Genomic DNA, 21,296 nt, shown 5'->3' with positions numbered 1-21,296 from the left:
AGCACTATCAACGACCTTAAAACCTACGCGTTGATAGAGGGTTATTGCTCTATTGCCGTTCAAAACACTCAGCGTCACGGGGACGTTGGCTTCGTCCGCCTGCTGCAAAAATGTGTTTAATAGCCATGCCTGCCCTGTGAGGATGCTTATCCATCGTTGCGCGGCGAAGTTTGAACAGGAACTGTTCATCTTCCGGCGTAGCTGGACGAAGCGTGATATTGCGCTACTCCATATAGCCTCCGTATCGTGAGATGAATGTTGTGTGAGTATGCCCTCTATATTGACAAAAGCAGGTAAGTACCATGAAATGATTTTAATAAATTCATATAAATCAATGAAATAAGTATGAGGTATTTAGGTTTAACGCTGGTTTGTTGCGCGGTTCTTTTCTCGCCATTTTCCCTTGCCGTCGATGTGTCTAAGGTTTATGGCAGAATTCAAATTGTTGATTCGTTTCCAGACTATAGGGTGCAGATTGTCAGCGCGCACGAACACCTAAGAGTACAAGAAGTTACTGCGTTTGCTAACCGAGCAGGGGAATGGGAAATTGTTGATAATTTTCCTGATTTCAAGATTCAGATTGTCGACGTTCACCCTGACTTCAAAATTAGACTCGTCGATCATTTTCCCGGCCCAAGCCGACGACGATAAGTGCCTTTCTTATGCAGGTAACCCTCAAACGCCTGCATATTGCCCATCGCTTCACTTCCTGCCGCTGGCGCTCACACCACTATTTCCCGTTGGCTCGGTGTTGTACCAGCAAAGACACGCAGATGTTGGTACGAGATCGTCGTTTGTAGCTAACGGTGTGCATGACTTAATTTTATGATTTTATAAGGAAAAATTGGATTTCTTAGGCGCTTCGAGAAGTGTGAATGGTGTCCCCGACTGGAATCGAATGTATGAGTATTTATATGATTCAAAAGATAATTTTCTTTTTCGCTCATAAATGTCCCAACACTTATACCAACAGATGAATTTGATTTTTAAATCATCATTTTAGGCGCATGAAATCCAGCAGAAAAAAGTCTAAAAGCTGATAGCAACTATACTACGGCTTTGTTGAGTAAATCGAACGTTCTTCGGGAAACAGGATCAGATCGCACTCAACCCTGACAGAGCGTGGCAAAGCAGAAGTTCAGAATCACCAATTGGAAAACATATAACAATGCACTCCGGCAACGGGGTTCGTTGACGGTCTGGCTCAGCGATGACGCCACCGCCACATGGTGCGACGCGGCAGGCCTCGGCGCTACACCGATATACAATGCTCATCTTGAAAAAATAACGCCAGAAGAACTCAATAATCCTTTACCTAAAAAATTCCTTTAATATAAATCGACAGGTTTTAGCTATTGACATGGTTAAATATTATGATATTCATTTAATTGTCAGGATGACAATTAATAATAATGTAAATGCAAGGATGCATAGCTATGAAAAAAATAAATATGAGTTTGATGGAAAGGTATCTGCTGTTGCTTGACAGATTCGTTGATAAGCTCAATGAATCTGGATTTTCAGAAGCAGAAATCACCGAGCAGTCTTATCTTTTTTGTGCAGGGTTTTACATTAAATACCAGCAAGACATCGAAAATCTTACGTTTTCAAACAGAGAAGTGGTGCTGAGCTTTTTGCTTCTCTCTTACTATAGCCATATCGAAAAAATCAGTGATGATTTGATTGATAAACCCCGTCTGAATAAAGTCTTCCACTCCATCATCAGTTTTATTATCGATAACGGTGGAAGAACTGAAAGAATTTACGTTCATGAGAAAAAGAAGTATGACGCGAACAAGCTGATAAGAGCTTCAACGAGCGTCAGGAAGAGTAGTTATAGGATGTGATGAAAAAGTCCGTAGCGTTGAAACTACGGGCCTATGCGTCCTTTAAATTGTGTATTAGCTCGGACTTGAGTTGATCGGTTTCGTAGGCAGAACACAACCAAATATGGAAGTCTGGTTTAACCAGAGTGTTGCATCCATCGATTGAACTCACAGCACAGAACTGACCTTAGTTTGACAAATCTGAACACTCTTGGGTCCTATGACTCAATAGTTCCGCCAAAAATGCGCATAGTATTAAGCTGCTCAATACTATAAGGCCGGGATATCCAGTAACTGTCGAACTCTTCAACACCAAACTCTTCATGATTAATGCCATTGATAGCAATCACACGACCATTCGGAAGTTCAACCTGATAGTTAGGCCTGACACCTGTTCCTGATAAACCGATACGTATAAATATATTTTTGTCGTTCACTTTCGGATCGTCAGATGTCTTGCAGCGTTCAGCCAGATCACGAGCTGTAGACTTCATCTTCTCGAAATGATCCAAAGGGATATCTTTGAAATTACCGTCCCATAACCTGTCCATAAAGCCTCCAAAAGTCCAAATATTTACACCAGAGTTGTAGCCTGCTGCTCAGGCGCGAATGAGTATTTCAATACTATCGACAGAAACTTCATACTTTTTAGATAAAAGTATCTTCGCGTTTTGAATTGTTATTCCCTCAGGGAAAGGATCTTCTTCAGGTGCAGCTCTTGGTGATTCGATGTTAACTTCAGGCATCTTATTGAATTTCAATTTGCTTTCATCAATACCCAACTCGGTTAGTGATGAGTAGGCTACCGGATTTCTGGCACCGTCCCACATGTCAGGGTAAGATACTTCAGCATACTGGCTGACTTTTATTAGCCATCTTTTAGGGTGTTTTCTATTCCATTCAGGAGAAAGTACAACGTCCGATATCATTCCAACAAAGAAGGCGTTTTTGTGTGGTGCAGTTACTGTTCCCCAGTCGTTATTATGATTATCAGCCGGGTCTCGGTTTTGCACACAAACCACGTATTTACAACGCGATGCACGTTTTTCGCTTAGAACCCACGCACTGGAACCACCATCGATTTTCAGACGATCAAGGCCACGCGCAGTAAATACAACTACAGATGAGTCGCTCATATACATCTCCTTAGTAAAGTATGATTAAGTATATGCTATTTTGATAGATAGTAAGTAAAAAGTATTTAAATGTATTCAGGATCTATCTTATATGTTTGTAACTTATGTATTTTTATTTTACTAAGTATCTAGGTGATTTTAACCAGTTGGATCCCCTTCAGCTTCCCGGAGAAGCCTGCAAACTTCGTCGAACCGCTAAAGGATGCGCTTCTGGTCTGTCGACTGGGATCTGATGGCTACTCAAAAAGGCTCATTTGAACGAGTTTTTTTGTGATGGAAGGACGTCTTTTGAGAGCGAGAAGCAGACCTTCCATGGTTTGTATCAACAGGTCTGATGGGGATTCCACTCGTCGCATGTAATTTCCCAGAATTCGAAATCTAGCAGACCGCTCACATGACTGGAAAAAGTGTGGCGAAAAGCAAACATGCTCGGCAGTTCTTGTCTCGACCTAGTGTCAGTAAAGAATTACGGAAACGGCTCTAACCTCTTTATTTCAGTATGCCGTCCTTTGGGTGGAGGTCTACGCCCCTTCAAGGTCTGCGACGGAGCAGTCCTTACCCTAGTGTTCCCTTGATGGCGATGCCTTGAGGTATCTGAAGATCATCAAACTTGGCCGATGTAATGTTACGATCTCCAGTAGTACATCGGAACAGTTCCAAGAAGAACCGATATGAGGTCAGGTTGCACGAGTCGTATAATACTCGACTACTTGTCCCAGCAATCTTCGTTGCGGAAGCGCAGCGCATCCCTGACTTCGTATAGTTGAAAACGAACGAAGCCGGCGTGATATCCAGCATTTTGTCGCACTGACTCAGCAGTTCATGGTGACCATTTGCTGTCATTGCAATACCTTCATCAATTCTCTTTGACTGAATCAGAACCCCCTTTGAATAGGTGAGCTGTGGTGTTTTGATTGAGACGTGAAACAGCATGTCTGCACCGGACTTCTTCTCTTGTGCAGCGACACCCTTACGGTGTCTGAGTATTGATGAAGACCAAGTGATACCACCAATTTTATCGTCAAAAGCAGCATCCAACCGGCCGATCAGCGCCCCAGTGATGTCGTCTTCATCCGTGACTAACCCGCTCGAATACTTCAGCATAGCAGCGCTGACTGCACGGTCTGCTGCGTGTGCAGCTTCCTGGAAAGCTTGTTCAAGTCTACCTTTCATTATTTATCCTCACTCCAGCTAAAGCCTGAACCAAACTGTAAGTATCCCGCTTAACCGGACCGCTCAATTTTGGTATCACTATCGATTGAACTCACAGCGAACATAGGACATCTTAGCGTTGTCTAAACAGCTTCATTGAGTTACGACGACAAACACCAACTCAATACCCATTAAAAGTTTAATGATTTGCTCAAATGGCAAAAATCTTTAGTTAATCTAAAGTTTAAATCGTGTGCATATGTTCTTATAAGAATTATTATAGATAATAGGAGGAAATATGGATATAAGACAATTGTTCGCGACTGTGGAGAAAATCACTAATCCATTGAAGGATTTATCAATAGTTCCGCCAGAACAAGTTACGAACGATACATATTACTCACAAATTTTCGCACTACGACAGCTCATTACTAGCATTGACTCACTACAAAAAGAAATCGGAATAACTACAGCAAACACTCTACTTAGTCCTCTCTGGTATTTAAAGGATAAGCTAGGGCGACAAATACAAATTCAATATTTAACAATAGAGAAAGTAAAATCATTAAATCAAGAACTTCCCGTTGATTCATTTTATTCGGAAAAATCAAAAGCATTAAGATGGATCATAGAAATACTTCTTGGGTGGAATTCAATCAAAAATAGATTCAACGCTTCTATAAATGATTTGCCGATAGGTGACGCAGAGAAAGTAATAAGTTTAGATGCAAATACAGCACTCAACCAAATACCCATTAACTTAGGAGGTGGTAGCGAGTTTGAAAAGCTAGACATTCCTCCTCCTCCAAAAGACCTCCCTCCTGGCAGTGAACCAAAAGGAATTATTGGAGAAGGTTTGGATTGGTATGAAGGTCTTAACCCCAAACCCGGAATTATTTTTAAAGATGGTGGAGCTATCTTCACACTTGATTATAGCTGCGATTGGTTAGGTGGGGGGTCATAGAATGAAAAAAAATATATTATATTTTAGTGGCTTAGTCTTCATGGCACTGCCAAGCTTTGCTTTTTCAAAAATTAGCACATCAATTATATTTAATCACCCGGAATGCAAACTTTATACATATAAAACAAGTCCACCTACCTATAAGCATGTTATGCTAGAAAGGAATAACAAAGAATTAGTAAATTCTAAGACTAAAGACATATACTGTAGAACGTCAGACTTTTCTGAAGCAAAGATTAGGGCATCTCCTGCTTTCCAAGAGGTTGAGAATTTATTTAGAAATTCAGAAACCGTGTCAGTTGATGGTGCCTTTTTTATTTTTGATAGCAATGAGATGTCCAAAAGTATTTGTTCTGCATATGCTGAAAAGCCATTTAAATTAAATTTAATTTTACAGAAACAAGAGTACTCCACGGCTACTAAAATGATTCAATCATGCATGGGCAATGACTTGCATTTAAAATCAATAGGTTGTGATTGGCTTTCGCAAAATAAAAAATGCAAAAGTGAAGGTGGATTGAATACAATGCACGTTAAAATACTTCGTTTCTCGATGAAGAATGGTGGCTTGCACTTTATTTACGGCTCCGGAAATATAAATCATAGTCTTTATAGCACAAGAGACGTATGGCTTCATTCATATTCAGAAAAAAATGATGACTCTGCTCTTGCTGCCTATTTGACTTGTCAAATTAATGTATTAAGTAATCCAATAATCAGTGGTAGCCCAAAACCTTACGCCATAGCAAAATTATATTACGACTGCACAAAAAAAATACCACGAAAATCCTTGTCTGAGAACGATGTTTATCTAACACCAATGAAGTGGCTTCCGGGTAATGGGCGTCGAGATCCGATATTATCAGAAGAACTTCCGAAATTATTTTCATCAGCCACATCAATCTTTATTACTACACAAGATATTGGCGGTGAAAATATCAAAATGTTTATTGAGGATTTCTTATCCAAGAATGGAACATTAAAACTGCTTTTAGATGATGACTGGTTTTATGTAAGGTTTTTGGGAGAAAACTATGGCATGGCAGATTATGAGGTTGCTGAGTCGTGGTTGAGAAAATTGATATTAAAATACCCCAAAAAAATTGAAGTTAGATATTTAGAAACCGATAATACCGCAAACTTCCAAACTAGCCTCCACCATAAATTCATTCTTTTTTATGGTCCTAAAGATGACGCTGTGTTTTTTGGATCGCCAAACATTAAAGATGCAGCATTCTTAAAAAACATTGAGTCTATATATGTTTCAAGATCAAGAGAGATTACCACTCGCTTTAAAGAAGAGTCTGAATATCTCTGGTCTCATGCTAGAACCGAAAACGAAATGCCATACATAGATAGTAATGATTTTAAGTGATACTGCGACTGAAAATGAGATGTAATTGATTAGTAAAATTATTTATTAATGAAATCACATTTCAAATTGATGTAAGCAACTTCCGCTTTTGGCTCTGAGCTGCCTGTCATATTAGGTTTGGCTATGTGCCATCGCTGTGTCAGGAAGAGTAGTGGCAGGATGTGATGAAAAAGCCCGTAGTTTTAACGCTACGGGCTGGTGCTTTCCCTGATGCGGTTTATGGCATATTCATTATTTTGAGGGCGAAACCTTCCACTTGCCTTCAAATCGAAAGAACTTTAGCTCCAGAGTTGATGTTCTGTCGTGTGTATTACCAAACAACGGGATTTTTGCACTGTATTCGACCGTGCATTTGTAACCCCCGTCGCTGTCTTTCTCTTTACAGGCGATTTTCTTAGCGGAGTTAAAGGTTACCCTCGCTGATTCAGATGGTGCGCCTTTGTTCATCTCTTCAGTAAAAGACTGCATCGCCTTTGAAACGTCAGCATCAGACGGTTCGCTGTCACAGCCGGTAAGGAAAAATGACAGCACCAGTAAACCTAAAGATAATTTTTTATTCATCATGACTCTCATTCTGAATATTGCTGAATTTAAAAGACACCGTTTTTAGTTTCGCTGGCACCGGCATTGAATTCATAGGAACTGACCTTTTCACTTTTAAACGTGATGAAGAGGGATTTCATTTGCATATCATGACCGCCAGTGAGTAACCCGCCAACAATAGGGATAAACGAGGTTGCTTTCATCTGATTGTTATACATGGAGTAAACCCATCGGTCTTCACCGTCTATCACCATACGGTTATCAGGCTCACCAAACGACGCTAAGACATCCTGTTTTGTCGTTTTTCCTTTGACCAGTTTTGTTTTCACGCTTTCCTGATTTTCATTTTTTAATGACTGGCTGCCACTGGATAAACATCCAGAGAGAGACAGTGATACGAATGCAGCGATGATAATTCTTTTCATTAATATATACCTTGGGGTTTATTACTGATTAACTTTTTAATTTGAATGAATTAACAAGATGACTGAACGCGATCTCAAATTTGTCAATTCTGGCATTCAACCACCTTATCAAGATATGACAGCCTAGCGTTGCTAATAAATAGGTATGCCATAATTCGATATTGTCAAAATCGAATACGAAAATGAGAATTGAAACGGTAGCAATAATGTTAAGGATGATAAAAGTAGCAGGGAAAAAACTAGGGATAGACATAGCAGAACTATAGCTTGCAGCAGTAAATTGAAATCCGGGACCCAGAAGCAGCGTAATCGTACTTGGCCCAAATACAACAAAACATCTTCTGGGGAGGTTAATTTGTCGCTCTTTGGTGGTTGTATTAACAATCAGTGCATCATGAAATGACGTATAGGCATTATGTTCATGGTAGCAATGAAATGCGTATTTTTTAATACGGTGTGAGCTTCGGAAAGGTAAACCATGCGCGGAAATCTGTGTTTCGGCTCCGTCATCTGTTTTTACCCAGATAGTGTCATTGTTCGGGTTGTAGCTGATGACCGTGCCTGAGAACGTTTCTTCAAAGGTGTATGCCTGACCGCAAAACTCAAATTTTTCGGTAGTGATTTTAGCGTCCCATTGCTGACGCCGCCAGTCGTTGCTATCAGCCTCTTCTTTCCGGTTCTTCCTGTAAGCGAAAAGAGCCCAGATAAGCAGGGGAGCACTGACGGGCAGCCAGAGCCACCACAGCCGGATAGCACCTGTCATAGAAACCCATTCAATAATCACAGGAAGCAATACGCCGATCCAGAAACGTCTCATGAGTAAAAGGCTCATACAAATTCCTTAATAGCTGAAAGTGAAAGTCATATTCGATGTATGAAGAAATGAGGGATTACGCATGAGATGAGGTTTGTCATTTTGAAACCTTTTCGTTAGCTGAATAAGTAAATAGAGCAGTTAAATCAGTCTTTTATGAGATATCGCAAAGCTACATTTTGAACAGTTGTGATTAAACAAAGCAAATCGCTTATAACGATCGATGGTTTACTTGTGATAGTTAAAAGCTATCATAAACAAAATATAGATCGTTTATACCGATCGTTAATCTTGTCTTTTTTGTATGAAGAAGGACTTGCAGAAGCCTTGCCAGACCTACATTTGGAATGATGATGGGTGTGATTTTTGGGGCGTTTGAATGGTGGTTTTTGGTGTGGTCGTAATTTCTATCATCTTCACGCCAGTAATGGTGTTGTGTTTACCTGGACGTTTGAGTGTCGGGATTTTCAGTTTTTTTAACATGCCAATGATGATGTTGAGGTAGGGGATGGTTTCTAACCATCTGAAGCCTGTTAGCACAGTAGATATCGGTTTTCTGCGGTGAGTTTCTTTTACCGCTTCGGTTGCATGTGTTTCTTTACTACCGGCATCAACTTCTTTTACCGCTTCGGTTACATGCGCTTCTTTACCACCGGCACCAGCTTCTTTTACTGCTTCGATTGCATACGCTTCTTTGGCATCAGCATCAGCATCAGCATCAGGGCGAAGCGCTTTGGGATAAGTGATAGCGTATTCGCCCTGACCAGCGCCTTTATCCAAGATAAACGCTTCGATGGGACTGCTAACGTCTTCTTTGATGATTTTAGGAGTATCCGTTGCTATGGCACTAACGGGCGCTTCGCTAACAGATGCTTCACTCACTGAGGGCATTTTCAGTTCAAACAGGAAATCATTGTCACGCTCTGGCTGGTAATCGAGTCTGTGCTGCAAGACAGACCAGGAATAGCCTTTACCTAGCTGCGAAGCTTTGAAAGCAATCCCGCCGTATTCGAATGAAAAGCCGTTCATTTTTCCGGTGGAAGCGATATTCGGGACTACCGTTATGTTTCGTGCCACAAGCTGTGTCACAAACTCAATGGTGGATGGTTTAGCGACAAGTAATTCTTCCAAGGCTTCCTGGATGACCGATTTGGTGGATGGCTCTCCTTTATACTTCTCCATCATCGCTTCGTTACGTGACAGCCTTTTAGGTTTCGGTATTGCGCCCATAGGCTTTTGTGTCGGGGATTTTCTGGATAGCGAGGGAGGGAAGGGCGAAGCTGGGGATGGTGATACTACCAATTCCGATCCTTTGGTTCTTGTCAGTGAATAGTCGCGTTCAAGCTGCTGGATGATGCGGGTGCTGATGAGGTTTTCATTTTTACCTAAGTAAAGTTTTCCATTAACGAGATCGATACGACTGGCAATAATGTGGATGTGTTGGCCATCAATATCATCATGTAACACATAGCATCTCAGATGCGTTTCAGAGAAGCCCATACGTGCCATGTAATCATCAGCAATCTCTGACCACTGAGCATCTGTCAGCGCTTCGTTTTTCGGTAAGCGAAGCGAATTATGCCATACGGGTTTGACCACATCCGGGCGAAGCGTTTTTGTGGTATTAAATTCAGCGATCAGATCACCGGCTATATCTCCGATCATGTTCCCACCAATGACATAAGGTGTGCATTGATGATGAGAGCCTGATCTTAATGCGTAGAGAACGACACCAGCGAAGTTTTTACCTCGTCTGATCTTCTGCATTCCCTTCAACGGGTTTGCTCCACAAATTATCAGTAATTAAGTGCTGGCGAAGCTCTGAGATCTGACGCTTCACGGCAAAGAGTTCTGTTTGTGAGAGCGAACTGTCATTACCCTTGTTGTCCAGATGGGCGACCAGCCTGTTCAGTTTCTGTGAAACCTCACCAAGGGTTTTCCATGCTTCGAGATTAATCGGGGGAATAACGGGGGGAAGGTTATGCAGAAATGCCATACGCAACCATTCACCTTTGCGATGACTGCCACGCCTTTCATTCAGAAGCGACAACTCTTCATTATTAAGCCTAACACTGACGCAATGGCAGCGAAGGATATTATTAAAAGTATTACCAGTGCTCATATGAACTCCTTTTCATATAATCTCTTAAATAAAAGCATATTCCTTATGCTTAGACTTACTTATATGACAGAAGCTAACAATGTCAATCTGCATGGTGTTGGTTTTGCTTTTATTTTTTTCAACCAAAGGGCGAAAAAACAAGGGAGAACTCGAAGAAGCAGCGTAGCGCTTCGTAGAGTTAGCCCTTGTTAAAAGAAAATGAAGTATGAATTAATTTGATTTTTAGGTGCAATCGATAAGCTTTTTTGTAAAAAAATTTATATTATAATGACTTTTTTAGTTCTACGGGATTGCATTTCTTCGAACTCTTTTAGAGCCTGCTGTAATTTTTCACGTTCATCAGATGCAATTTTCAGTGCTGAAGCTGATTTTTCTTCATTTTTCATGGCTTTAGCTTGTTCTTGCTTGGCTTTTTTTAGCGTTTGCAGTGTTATATACATTCTATGCCTCCTCTTAATGAACTCCCTTGGGGAGTACAATACAAACATCGCCATTGTTATTATGGGATGAAATTAAGTGTTGATCAAGTATAAGGTTTGCATTTGCAAGATATATGACCATTGAATTAAATACACTATCAAATTCGTTAGTAATTAACATTAAAAAATTCCTGTCTTTAATATTGAGTTTTTTAACTTCATTCTGTTGATTTGAAAATATAACATTATTATTATGAAGCATTCTGGGTTTATGAAAAACATAACAAAGAGGCGAGGTTACTCGTATTTTTACTCTGGAAAGCCTTTTGTAGTGTGTAAAGTAGGAATATATATATGCCGCACCGCTTACAGCATAGCTACCAAATCTTAATTCAAAGCTTAGATTGTCGTAATTTTCATTTGAATACTCAATTAGAGTTGTGATTTTTTTAGCTGTATCAACGCTTCCTCCCATATTGGAATAGAAACAAATTATCAAGGTTATATCTATTTTTTTTCACTTAATTCATTAATTGTTTTTTCCAATAGAAGGGCTCTTTTATCACTAACTTCAAATCTTTGGTCTATTTTTATTTTATGTTGACTCATGTTAGCTCCTTGTGATTTTATATTTAAAAGTTTTTCGGGTTTTTATGCGAGAATTGAATTTTTTATACTTCATTCTAAATTGAACATATTCAAAGGTGTAATCGTTTGAATTTTTCAAGTATCTGATATAGCCGAATTACATTCAATCACATCTCTTTCCCATGTTTAAATTTAGTAAGCGTGCTAAATTTTGATGATACAGAAAAAATAAATATCTTTTACTCTAATCTGAAATAACTATCAAATAATAGGTCTACTCTTGTAGGAGAAAAGCACTTCGGTGGTGAAAATCACACTAGTTTTTCCAAAAAAATTAACGCAAAGCTATCTTTTCGCTGAGGCTATCTGGTCTCGATCTCGGCGTAGAACATCGCTCTGCACTGATCAATGACCTATTCCCTATCTTTAACGTGTTCATCAATGGAATACGAGTTAAATAAAAATAAACCAAGTTGATATTATTATCTTGCTATCATTTTTTTGGATAAAACTATTGGATTAATTATTTTTAGCTCTCTGGTGGATCTTTTTCAATAGTAGAGCTATATCGTATAAGCAGTATTTTAAAAATCATTAGCATAAAAATATGTTACGTCTGTAATTTTTTTAATTGTTATTAATTAGACAGGACAGCAATGTTTATAAAAACTATAGAAAAAACAAACCATTCTGAATGGGTGGTGAGAAATAGTTTGTATTGGATGTCTGCTTACACAAGATGGCAACTGGGGGCAGATGATAACGATTGGATCGTCTCTTTTGAGTCCTTTGACGACACAATCAAGTTTGAATTTGAACGCCTCCTGAATGATTACAAGCTCCGCGAAGCTCATCAAAGCCATACCGGACATATCAGGGCTTCAATCATCTCCACGGTGCTGAGAAGCATTGATTCGAGGCTGACCGAATGAAGCCAATGCCATTTAACTTTGACAGGTTGAATGATGGCAGAGTCTTCATCAGCAATCTGGCTGGCTTCCATCACTTCATCTCTAACGATGAATTAGAAAGCCTTTCCTGCAACAAATGGTCGCCGGAGTTCCGGTCTAGTGACATTCTGGAAAGTAAGCTGTTCATTGCCGACGATGCGTCCGAAGACCTGGCTTCTGCTTCACTCAGTTCAGGATTTGCTAAACGGCTGATGAGCGATCTGGCTGTCAGACCGATTTTCATGATTGTGCCAACATTGCGGTGCGATCATACCTGCAAGTATTGTCAGGTCAGCCGGGCGGCAATCGGTGCTGAAGGTTACGATCTTGATCCGCTTCTCATCCCTGACATTGTTCAGACCATTAAAAAACTGTCTTCTCCTCCCTATAAAATAGAAGTGCAGGGCGGGGAGCCTTTACTCCGTTTTGATCTGATCCAGACAATATATGCTGAGTGTGAGAGAACGCTGGGTCAGCAATGCTTTGAAATGGTGATTGCCACGACGCTCTCACTGCTTGAACCGTCCATGATGGACTGGGTTAAAGATCGCAATATCACATTCTCCGTTTCTCTGGACGGTGGTGAGGATATCCATAATAAAAATCGTCTCCTTGCCGAAGGTAAATCCTATTCAAAAGCCGTTGCGGGGATGCTTGCGGTTCGGGAGCAGCTTGGTGCTGGTCGCGTGGCGACAGTCACGACCGTTACCAAGGCACTGATCCAACATCCGGGTTCAATCATTGATGCCCATCTGGGATTAGGTTTGACTGATATCTTTGTCAGACCTGTTAGCCCCTACGGATTTGCCCATAAAGAAAGTTTTACTTTCTCTATGCAGGAATATTTCGACTTCTACGCCACGTTGATTGAAGAGATCCTGTGGCACAACCAGAAAGGCACTGCCGTTGTTGAACACTCAGCCGCGATACATTTAAAACGGATTTTTAATCCTGGTTTTAGTGGCTATGCCGATCTGAAATCTCCCAGCGGCGTCGTATTGAACTGTATTCTCTTTAACTATGATGGCCGTGTTTATGGCAGCGACGAAAGCAGAATGCTTCAGAAAGTGAATGCAGATGCTGATTTTAGTGCCGGGGCTGTTTCAGGATTGTCTTTTTCTCAAAGCCCTTACTATCAGTCAGTCCTGAGTTCATCGTTCAATTTTGCTCTACCGGGTTGTGATACCTGTGCTTACCAGCCATTTTGCGGCGCTGACCCTTGCCAGAATATTAGTGTTCAGGGAGAGCCGGTAGGCGACAGAAGTCGCTCCATATTCTGCCAATATCATAAGGGAATGTTCCGGTTCCTGATGAATGCCATTGCTCAGGATGGGCCTACCGCAACGATGCTGAAAAGGTGGGCTTATGTCTGAGGTGCTGAGAAATGATATTTTCCGTTTTACAGCGGAAAACACGGTTGAAATGGGTTTCTATCGGCTGTGCAAAAACAAGCCCGTTGACCCACAGTTTTTTCTGCCAAATTTACTGATCCAACCTTCTTTTGATGATGGTGCGGTTGCACCTTATTATGCCGGCTCTATCGTCAGTAACCAGCTATACGAGTCCGTAGAAGATGGCGATATTGGCGTTGTGAATAATGGCAATATGCTCAGAGTGATTTTATCTCGTAGAGCAAATCATAATACTGTCCTTGTGACGGAAAGATGTAATAACCGATGCCTGTTTTGTTCTCAGCCACCGAAAACTCCCAATGATGACTGGCTTCTTACACAGTCTGCCCTTGCGATTGCGGCATTTAACTTTAATGGGCTTGTCGGGGTCAGTGGTGGTGAGCCTCTGCTGTATGGCGAAGAATTCCTCTCATTTCTTGATTTCGTTATCGATAATGCTCCTGATACCTCCCTGCATGTATTAACCAATGGCCGACAGTTTGCTGATGCACGCTTTGCCGAAAAGGTGAGGGAACGAAGCAAAAGAATGAATATCACCTTTGGGATCCCGCTTTATTCTTCACGACAACAAATTCATGATCATCTTGTGGGGAGTGATGGTGCTTTCAGGGACACCGTTAAGGGTTTAATTAACGCTGGAAATTCAGGTATCAACATTGAATTAAGGATCATCCCAACAAAGGCGAACTATCACGATCTTGCTGACGTTGTGGAATATATTGGCAGGGTTTTTTCTAACATCAGCCAGATCTCCATTATGGGGCTGGAATCTATTGGCTGGGCAAGAAAAAACTGGGATGAGATTTTTGTCAGCCACGATTCGTATGCTACCTCTCTGTCTTTGGCTACCGATACAGCTAACAGAGCGGGGATCCCATTGGTGATATTTAATTACCCACTGTGTCACCTGCCTGAGTCTTTATGGGATTATTCAACACAATCTATTTCTGACTGGAAAAACTACTATCCAGAAGCGTGTGATTCATGCAGTAAAAAATCATCCTGCGCAGGTTATTTCTCCTCATCAAAAGGCCGTTTTCATCAAATGCCGAGACCAATACTATGAAAAGATTAAAGTTAGCCGCTTTATTACCTGGGTTTTTAGCACTCAATAACTCTGTATGGGCCAGTGATGCAGCGATGAATATTGAAGAGTTTGGCTACTCTCCGTTAAATGATCACGACCTTGTGCTTGCACCGCTCAATACCGAAGTGCCTTTTTATATTGCCGGTCACCGAAGCCACAGCTCTCATCGTAGCCACAGTTCGCACAGCTCTCACCGTTCTTCATCAGGTGGTGGATATTATGGCGGTAGTGCTACGCCATACTACCCCCGCAGCAGTGGTTCATCTTCCGGGAGTAGCAGCTCAGGAGTGACGTCATCACCGTCTTCGCCAGCGGCATCTTCACCTTCAACGAGAGCGCTTCGTCCTGAAACCGGAAATTCTGTAAGCTCTTCAAGATCGGGAACGAGCCAAAATACCAATACCTCCATGAATGGTGTATCTTCCGATCAGGAAAAGAGACGCAGGCTTATCATGCGTGTGCAATTTGCCTTGTTTGATAAAGGCTATTACGAGGGCATCATTGATGGCGTTATGGGACCAGGAACCCGATCTGCTATAAGAACATATCGAATTAATAAAGGTCTTCCTTTACCAGCCACTGAAACGTTAGATACCCAGTTGCTGAATTCATTAAATGTGCTTGCACGGTAATTATTTTAGAGAAGGTTATTTATGGCTAACACATATAACATATATAGATTCAATCTCTCTAAGTTACAACCGTTGCTAGATAAGGCAACATCTGTTGGACTGGTAAAGCAGAAAGAAAAGCAAGTAGATGGCTATAAAATGGAGTTCTATTTTTCAGAGGATTTGAATGGAAATCCTATATGGTGGTGGGATACATACAAAAATTTCTTTAAAGACGATGTCGCAGAGCCTAAAAATACGTTTTATTATGGATTGCTGATTTGTATTAAAAATGGAGAGGAGAAACATGGATTCGCTATTACATTGGGAAAATCTCATTTTTATGTGAATAAATTTATCGATAGAGATTTTGGTATCGAATTAGCAGTGCGGATTGCAAGTGAAGAAACTATTCTTCTTAAAAAAAGTACATATTTTTCTGGCTCTAAAAAACAGGATATATCTTCATATAAAGAATTTATAAAAGATAGCTATGAACCTGGTGAATCTGTAGACCATTTAAAACTGAAAGCCACAGATCAAGAGGTTTGGGGAGCAAAAAATATAATATTTGCTGATTCTATACAAATGGATATTGAAAAGAAACCAGATGGGTTAGCTGAGGTTTTTAACAAAATATTATATGCAATGGGTAACGATGAAAGCATACGCTTACCTAAAAGAGAGATAGTTTCTGATGAGTCGACTATTGAAAGTTTAGATCAAACACTATTTAACTCATTAAAACAAAATGATGCTTCGCTTAGAATGGATGAATTTCAGGTTTATGGTGTTAATTTTTGTTTTAGTTTTACTGAGTATAATTATGAAATATCAATGAAAAATGGTAGGAAGTATTTTGATAAACAAAATCTTGGTAATGAATTAACTATTGAAAATATATCAAACTATGTAAATAATCACGATGAAATCACATCATTAGATAGTATTTATATTTCATTCTCAATAGAAGATAAAGGAAGTAGATTTGTTAAGCCTCTTAAAGAGTTATTAGATATTCATATTCAAAAAGATGATCTTAACTTCTTTTTGAGTAATGGCGATTGGTGTTGTTTTAATCAGCCATTTCTCCGCTATCTAGGTGATTCTCTTAATGGTATAGAGTTCATAATCCGTGAGCCATTACATGAAAGTGATTATCAAAGTTGGCGTGCCATAAAAGAAGATAAAATAGCAAAGGGGGAAGATATCGATAATAAACTGACTTATAGAGAGCATTACTTTAATGATAAACAAGCAAGGGATAACGGTTTTGATCTGTTAGATAGAGAGTTAGCACAGATAAACTCGATTGAGTCGGGTAAAAGAAGGTATAAACTTGAAATAGCAGATTTGTATAAAGATGAGGAAATAACATCAGTTAAAATTTCCTCAAAAGATAAAGAGCTTATTTATAATATTGAGCAATCTAAAGACTCCTTGGAGTTAATAATTCGTAAAACCGTAGGATTCGACAGGGAATTGAAATACGCTGCACTTTGGTTCGTTTTTGAAGAGGACATTCAGAGGATCACAGAAAAGAATTCAATTCAGTTTTTACTCGCTTTACAATCCTGGAAAAAATCAGTTACTGATCACGGGTTAACACCAAGAATATATTTTTCAAGACATGTAAAAGATACAAATGAAGATAATGCGTGAAATATCTTCAACTATGATTCTATTGATGGAAACGGATCTGGCTAAAAATATAAATATATACCAGATCCATTTAACCGAGGGAATTGAGATAAATTTACATCATTGGATTGGTGCAACTTCTGTCGAATGAAAATCCTGATACAGCCAGTCCAGCCTTTCCCACAAGACGAACGTCAAAATTTCTTTCACCTGTGGCTGTTTGGTCTCGATCACGGCGTAGATCAACGCCCTACACTGATCGATGATTTCTTCCTGTTCTTGAGGTGTGTTATCGAACATGATGAACCTCCGTGTCTTGTTGCCCGAACTGATTAAAATAACGCTTAACGTGTTTAAGGTGCTTATCAATAAGGGAATTGCTAGACTTGCTGATAGCCATGCCGTTAGCCCTATAACGTTGTGGTTAGCCCCTGTCTGGTATTGCACTACCTTTCAGGGGCGAAACTGGTGATGAGTATGTGGTGCGTTTGTGATAGTGTACGTACCTATAAAACTCAGCATAGTTAAAAAGGTACGTACATGTCAACGATAAAACGTGATACGAAGAAATCTTCATCAGCAGGGAAATCACCTACTTTTCAGATCCGGATCTCACCTGAGTTACGTGAACAGCTAGATGAAGTCGTAGCAAAAGAAGGTGTCAGCCTCGGCAACTGGTTCAAAGAGCTTGCCCGTAAAGAGCTTCGTAAGCAGGGGATTGAGCCGAAGGGATAATACCGGAAAAAAGTGAGTAGTCATGAAATAAGTAATTATTATTGGTGAATTTATGACGTCTAGTAGAACTTAAAGAATAAAAATTTTGCTTCTAAAATATATCTAGTGCTTCAGGACGTTAAGCAAATTTACCTGTAACAAAGTGTTTAAACGAGGCCGGAAAAAAATAAAAGAATGGCTAAAATAATAGTGTATTAATCTACTAATATGGAGGTAGTTGCATGTTTAATGAAATACTTATTGGTGAACATGTTTTAAAAAACTTCATGGTATGGTCGATATTCAGATCAACCACGGATTTGCTATTAAAATTACTGGTGAGATTTAAAGTTAATTATTGTTTGATAAAATTTTGAATTTTGTTATCACCTTTTCAAGGTGATTATGGTTATATATTCGATCAATAGGTTAATAAACTTTTTGGGAGGTGATTTATGCTACGTGATTTTCAAAGTAACGGGGAGAAGAGATGCTATAATTCATTGAAGAAAATACTTAGCGATGAAAGTAATTCATATGTTTTTTCAATACAAAAGAGATTTGTAGCTACTTCCTATGAGGAGATAAAATTTATCGCTAGTATTATAAAAGAGTTCGAACCTATTGAAATAAATCAGATAAATGGACGTATTGAAAGAATTGATGCAGTTTTTGGAAAAAATTATAAGATAAAATTTTTCCCTCAGTATGAAGTTATCAACTCTAAAGAAAATAAATATTCAGTTGACTTATGTGCTGTGTTATTTGCTGATGATGAACACCAAATAGCATGTTTAGGTATTGAATATGATGGGCATCCTGGGCACTTTTCTATGGAATCAGTCATCAGTTCTTATAGAAGGGATTTAGATATTTTTGGAAAGCAATTTATAACAATACTCAGATTTAGCCAAGGTGATCTAAAAGACAAAAATGTTATGGCGAAATTAGTAAGGATTATTAAAGGTTTTTTTGAACATTCTATAAATCAAATGATTAAGTCATATCATTTTTTAAATGGAAAGATAAAGAAATTAAATAAAGGTTCTTATATTGATTGTCCCATTTGTGAAACACTGGAATATCTTGGGGTTAGTTTTTGTAAGGTATGTAGTGGGGTTGGTAGAGTTCCCAAAAAAACATCACTACTTATAGATTTCAATGACCATGATATATACGAATGCCCAGAATGCTATAACTATACTAAAATTGGGCAGAATAAACCCTGTAAAGAATGCAATTCTACTAGATATATTGATAGACTTAAGGCAATACAACTACGAAAAAAGCAACTTGAAAATTAGGTTCTCCAAAATTGAGAGTGATTTCTTCTCCAATAATTAACATGTCGACATGTTAGCAATGTCTTCTCTTGTCACTAGTTGTATAAACCTTAGTTAAAAAAATGAAGTTCGCACATTTACGCAAAATTCGAAGTTTTTTGGCTAGTTAATTAATCAGCGGAACCGAGTTCTACGTATGAGTGCGATTTTCAGATCTGTTTTTGGTAATCTCTATGACCAAAACCTTTTGGACACAGTCTGAACACTAATGGCAACATTAGACAGCCATGAGGAGGAGTGCGCATTTATTAACTATCAAGCTATGTATCATGCCTTTTGACCCAACCAATATTGGGTTTCTAGCCAAGAGCAAAGAATTTCAACATTGTTGATCGCTTCGATAACTTTATCGTTAGTTGGGGATATTGTAGGTGGAAATAGCCACGATTGATTTTCTTGGTCAGAGGCTAAGGGTATCTCAGATTCTTGAAAAAAATACGGATTAGAGTGTTTAATTAAATCGTTTTCCGAATGTGAGATATTGATTGATATAAGATGTTCAGGGTGCTGAACTCGATTTCTAACCAAGAGGATTTGTTCAATTATCTCTAGATTTGCTGAACATTCGGTCATGTTCAACTTGGCCTTATTAAAAATTTCACAATAGCCATTGAACCAACCCTTTTTTTGAAATTCACATCAAATTTTGTGCCGTAATATCTATCAAAGCGACTCACCCATGCTTTTAGATACAATTGAAGAGATGATGAAAGCATTTATAATACATGGTGTCCGCAGGTTTCTAATCCATATTTATCGTTTGATCATTCTATAAAAAAAGGTGGTTCACTATCTTCAGTGTATGCTGGAATATAAGGATGCACTTCATTTTCGATATCATTCATGGTTTTCGTGAATGGTGCAGTAGCCGTTTCGTAGAAGTAATTGATAAATTTTGTGCGTTCTTTGAGAAAAAATTCAATATCCATAATTACCATCTTTGAGTTATTCAGTATGCTTGATGTGTTTGTGCTGAGTGAGGTGCGGACTTGGCGGTGAAAGAAAAACTATACTTTTATCCCTACCAGCCCGCATGAAAGTCATGTCGTTGTTAGCTAGGTTTTTACCTACATTTTTTACACTGGCTTTGGTTAGTAATGCCACCATCTTTAGTTCTATAACCAAAAATGTTCGCTAGTTCTTGTTCTGTTCTAGCTACGACCCCACATTTCTTGCATGTATGTGGTAACGTGATTTTTCCTGACATAGTGTATATCCTTATTGCGTTGATAAATTAACTAATTGATATGGGCTTTAGAATTTAATTCAGAGATTAATGTCTGTAGTGCTTTAAATACATTTCAACAAAAACATCATGATTCTCAACTTCACTGCCAAGAAGGTGCTTCTTAAACTCGTATAATAGGGTTATTTCGTTCTCAGTCAACGGGGAGCGTCCATCATAGTTTACGAATGAGCAAATCGATTCGCTGAGCTCTTTGATATTCATATCATCCTAATCATTATAATTGCATCAATGGTCTTGAGTGTTCATTAACGATAATATGCAAAGCGCAAAACCATTGAAAAGGAAATTTATATGGCTAATTATGCATACATGACTATCGAAGGTAAATCACAGGGATTGATTTCTGAGGGTTGCTCCACATTAGAATCTATTGGTAACCGATATCAGGCAGGGCATACCGATGAAATCATGATCCTGGCTTTTAACCATATGATGAGCAATGACGGCCATGCCGTCCATAACCCAATCACTCTGGTAAAACCTATCGATAAGTCAACGCCGTTACTGGCAATGGCATTGAACGAGCAAGAGAAGGTCAAAGTGCTGCTCGATTTTTACCGCACCACGCAACATGCCAAGCAAGAGAAATTTTTCTCCATCCAGATCAATGATGGACTCATATCTGATATCAATCTCGTCATGCCCAACATCATTGATGATGGTGCTGGCCTGATATTGGAGCATATCTCTATCAGGTATAAAGATGTGACATGGACGCATCACAAAGCCGGGACGTCTGGTTATGCATTGTGGGAAATGACGAAGTTCATGAACTGAACAAGTGCAGGGGAGACCATGCATTTATCGGTATAACTCGGTTTTTTTGTCGCTAAGGGCTATGCCATAACCTGATGAACAACTTTGTGTCAGAAGCAGACCTTGTCTGAAACTATTGCGTGTTAAACAACTGGGCGTAGGTCAGCCA

23 protein-coding genes and 1 pseudogene are annotated in these 21,296 nt (G+C 39.3%); 13 read left to right on the top strand and 11 right to left on the bottom strand.

Going from position 1 to position 21,296, the window contains the following annotated elements; all coding sequences use genetic code 11:
* The first annotated feature begins 345 nt into the window (after positions 1 to 345).
* The 3 genes and pseudogenes from HP572_RS13115 (at position 346) to HP572_RS13105 (ending at position 1,847) form a co-directional block, all read left to right on the top strand.
* Positions 346 to 651: a hypothetical protein gene (locus HP572_RS13115; protein WP_226308499.1), complete on the top strand. Its 306-nt coding sequence runs from the start codon at positions 346 to 348 to the stop codon at positions 649 to 651.
* Positions 652 to 1,122: 471 nt separating this feature from the next.
* Positions 1,123 to 1,242: pseudogene (locus HP572_RS13110) on the top strand (IS5/IS1182 family transposase); the annotation flags it as partial.
* Between the two features lie 194 nt (positions 1,243 to 1,436).
* Positions 1,437 to 1,847: a hypothetical protein gene (locus HP572_RS13105; RefSeq protein ID WP_240583437.1), complete on the top strand. Its 411-nt coding sequence runs from the start codon at positions 1,437 to 1,439 to the stop codon at positions 1,845 to 1,847.
* A 197-nt stretch (positions 1,848 to 2,044) separates the two neighbouring features.
* On the opposite strand, the gene HP572_RS13100 is transcribed toward HP572_RS13105, so the two are convergent.
* The 3 genes from HP572_RS13100 to HP572_RS13090 form a co-directional block, all read right to left on the bottom strand.
* Positions 2,045 to 2,377, bottom strand: coding sequence for a hypothetical protein (locus tag HP572_RS13100; RefSeq protein ID WP_240583436.1), 333 nt, complete (start codon positions 2,375 to 2,377; stop codon positions 2,045 to 2,047).
* Between the two features lie 48 nt (positions 2,378 to 2,425).
* Entirely contained in the window at positions 2,426 to 2,962 is a 537-nt protein-coding gene (locus HP572_RS13095; protein WP_240583435.1) for a hypothetical protein, read from the bottom strand.
* 555 nt (positions 2,963 to 3,517) lie between these two features.
* A complete protein-coding gene (locus HP572_RS13090; protein WP_240583434.1) occupies positions 3,518 to 4,135 on the bottom strand; it encodes a hypothetical protein in 618 nt (205 codons plus the stop codon).
* Positions 4,136 to 4,412: 277 nt separating this feature from the next.
* Between HP572_RS13090 and HP572_RS13085 the strand changes: the two genes are divergently transcribed.
* The gene (locus HP572_RS13085) at positions 4,413 to 5,078 is read left to right on the top strand and encodes a hypothetical protein (RefSeq protein WP_240583433.1); all 666 of its coding nucleotides are present in this window, start codon (positions 4,413 to 4,415) and stop codon (positions 5,076 to 5,078) included.
* Position 5,079: 1 nt separating this feature from the next.
* Positions 5,080 to 6,453, top strand: a complete 1,374-nt coding sequence (locus HP572_RS13080) for a phospholipase D-like domain-containing protein (protein WP_240583432.1) — start codon at positions 5,080 to 5,082, stop codon at positions 6,451 to 6,453.
* A 231-nt stretch (positions 6,454 to 6,684) separates the two neighbouring features.
* On the opposite strand, the gene HP572_RS13075 is transcribed toward HP572_RS13080, so the two are convergent.
* The 6 genes from HP572_RS13075 to HP572_RS13050 all read right to left on the bottom strand — a co-directional run bounded on the left by HP572_RS13075 (position 6,685) and on the right by HP572_RS13050 (position 10,797).
* A complete protein-coding gene (locus tag HP572_RS13075) occupies positions 6,685 to 7,017 on the bottom strand; it encodes a hypothetical protein (RefSeq protein ID WP_240583431.1) in 333 nt (110 codons plus the stop codon).
* Between the two features lie 26 nt (positions 7,018 to 7,043).
* Positions 7,044 to 7,421 carry a hypothetical protein gene (locus tag HP572_RS13070; protein ID WP_240583430.1) on the bottom strand — a complete coding sequence of 126 codons (378 nt, stop codon included), beginning with the start codon at positions 7,419 to 7,421 and terminating at the stop codon, positions 7,044 to 7,046.
* Between the two features lie 28 nt (positions 7,422 to 7,449).
* Positions 7,450 to 8,253, bottom strand: a complete 804-nt coding sequence (locus HP572_RS13065) for a hypothetical protein (protein ID WP_240583429.1) — start codon at positions 8,251 to 8,253, stop codon at positions 7,450 to 7,452.
* A gap of 318 nt (positions 8,254 to 8,571) precedes the next feature.
* Positions 8,572 to 10,011: a relaxase/mobilization nuclease domain-containing protein gene (locus HP572_RS13060; RefSeq protein ID WP_240583428.1), complete on the bottom strand. Its 1,440-nt coding sequence runs from the start codon at positions 10,009 to 10,011 to the stop codon at positions 8,572 to 8,574.
* Complete coding sequence (locus HP572_RS13055; RefSeq protein WP_240583427.1) at positions 9,980 to 10,357, bottom strand: hypothetical protein; 378 nt, start codon at positions 10,355 to 10,357, stop codon at positions 9,980 to 9,982. Before HP572_RS13055 ends, HP572_RS13060 begins: the two co-directional genes overlap by 32 nt.
* 257 nt (positions 10,358 to 10,614) lie before the next feature.
* Entirely contained in the window at positions 10,615 to 10,797 is a 183-nt protein-coding gene (locus HP572_RS13050; protein WP_240583426.1) for a hypothetical protein, read from the bottom strand.
* 1,223 nt (positions 10,798 to 12,020) lie between these two features.
* Between HP572_RS13050 and hxsD the strand changes: the two genes are divergently transcribed.
* From hxsD to HP572_RS13025, 5 genes are read left to right on the top strand one after another with little or no spacing between them, the layout of a single operon-like run.
* Positions 12,021 to 12,296 (top strand): His-Xaa-Ser system protein HxsD, encoded by a 276-nt coding sequence (gene hxsD, locus HP572_RS13045; protein WP_240583425.1) that lies wholly within the window; start codon positions 12,021 to 12,023, stop codon positions 12,294 to 12,296.
* A complete protein-coding gene (gene hxsB / locus HP572_RS13040; RefSeq protein WP_240583424.1) occupies positions 12,293 to 13,687 on the top strand; it encodes a His-Xaa-Ser system radical SAM maturase HxsB in 1,395 nt (464 codons plus the stop codon). Before hxsD ends, hxsB begins: the two co-directional genes overlap by 4 nt.
* Positions 13,680 to 14,792, top strand: a complete 1,113-nt coding sequence (gene hxsC / locus HP572_RS13035; RefSeq protein ID WP_240583423.1) for a His-Xaa-Ser system radical SAM maturase HxsC — start codon at positions 13,680 to 13,682, stop codon at positions 14,790 to 14,792. Before hxsB ends, hxsC begins: the two co-directional genes overlap by 8 nt.
* Positions 14,789 to 15,445, top strand: a complete 657-nt coding sequence (hxsA, locus tag HP572_RS13030) for a His-Xaa-Ser repeat protein HxsA (protein WP_240583422.1) — start codon at positions 14,789 to 14,791, stop codon at positions 15,443 to 15,445. The genes hxsC and hxsA overlap by 4 nt, the downstream gene beginning before the upstream one ends.
* A 21-nt stretch (positions 15,446 to 15,466) precedes the next feature.
* A complete protein-coding gene (locus HP572_RS13025) occupies positions 15,467 to 17,086 on the top strand; it encodes a DUF6119 family protein (protein ID WP_240583421.1) in 1,620 nt (539 codons plus the stop codon).
* Between the two features lie 99 nt (positions 17,087 to 17,185).
* Here the strand turns inward: HP572_RS13025 and HP572_RS13020 are convergent, their stop codons facing one another.
* Positions 17,186 to 17,365 carry a hypothetical protein gene (locus HP572_RS13020; protein ID WP_240583420.1) on the bottom strand — a complete coding sequence of 60 codons (180 nt, stop codon included), beginning with the start codon at positions 17,363 to 17,365 and terminating at the stop codon, positions 17,186 to 17,188.
* Positions 17,366 to 17,605: 240 nt separating this feature from the next.
* Here HP572_RS13020 and HP572_RS13015 point away from each other — a divergent pair, with 240 nt between their 5' ends.
* Complete coding sequence (locus tag HP572_RS13015) at positions 17,606 to 17,800, top strand: toxin-antitoxin system HicB family antitoxin (RefSeq protein WP_174871291.1); 195 nt, start codon at positions 17,606 to 17,608, stop codon at positions 17,798 to 17,800.
* A 434-nt stretch (positions 17,801 to 18,234) separates the two neighbouring features.
* Entirely contained in the window at positions 18,235 to 19,083 is an 849-nt protein-coding gene (locus HP572_RS13010) for a hypothetical protein (RefSeq protein ID WP_240583419.1), read from the top strand.
* Positions 19,084 to 19,886: 803 nt separating this feature from the next.
* Here HP572_RS13010 and HP572_RS13005 read toward each other — a convergent pair.
* The gene (locus tag HP572_RS13005; RefSeq protein WP_240583418.1) at positions 19,887 to 20,051 is read right to left on the bottom strand and encodes a hypothetical protein; all 165 of its coding nucleotides are present in this window, start codon (positions 20,049 to 20,051) and stop codon (positions 19,887 to 19,889) included.
* 611 nt (positions 20,052 to 20,662) lie between these two features.
* Between HP572_RS13005 and HP572_RS13000 the strand changes: the two genes are divergently transcribed.
* Positions 20,663 to 21,148 carry an Hcp family type VI secretion system effector gene (locus tag HP572_RS13000; protein ID WP_014699424.1) on the top strand — a complete coding sequence of 162 codons (486 nt, stop codon included), beginning with the start codon at positions 20,663 to 20,665 and terminating at the stop codon, positions 21,146 to 21,148.
* Positions 21,149 to 21,296: the final 148 nt, after the last annotated feature.

It is taken from the genome of Pectobacterium sp. PL64 (assembly GCF_022477975.1).
Lineage (GTDB): Bacteria > Pseudomonadota > Gammaproteobacteria > Enterobacterales > Enterobacteriaceae > Pectobacterium > Pectobacterium jejuense.
The sequence above is the reverse complement of the archived record's forward strand: the minus strand, read 5'-3'. Positions and strand labels throughout refer to the sequence as shown.